The sequence below is a fragment of the Psychrobacter sp. GW64-MNA-CIBAN-0177 genome, assembly GCF_040309585.1.
Classification (GTDB): domain Bacteria; phylum Pseudomonadota; class Gammaproteobacteria; order Pseudomonadales; family Moraxellaceae; genus Psychrobacter; species Psychrobacter okhotskensis.
The window spans coordinates 1-229 of sequence record NZ_JBEOOY010000679.1; the positions used below are offsets into that span (position 1 = coordinate 1).

The window sequence follows — 229 nt, forward strand, 5'->3', positions numbered from 1 at the left end:
GTCCAACACCACCTAATAACAATTAAAGAGTACGTTGTACTTCAACTGTTTCAAATACTTCGATTTGGTCACCAACGCGAACATCATTGTAGTTCTTAACGCCGATACCACATTCCATGCCGTTACGAACATCAGCTACGTCATCTTTAAAGCGACGTAATGACTCAAGCTCGCCTTCGTAAATAACCACGTTATCACGAAGTACACGAATTGGTGCGCTACGCTTAAT

1 protein-coding gene is annotated in these 229 nt (G+C 41.9%); it reads right to left on the bottom strand.

The genetic code is table 11. The features are described 5' to 3' along the window. Positions 1–22: 22 nt before the first annotated feature. Positions 23–229, bottom strand: a 207-nt coding sequence (locus tag AAEY79_RS16690) for a hypothetical protein (protein WP_352289960.1), incomplete at its 5' end; no start/stop codon positions are given.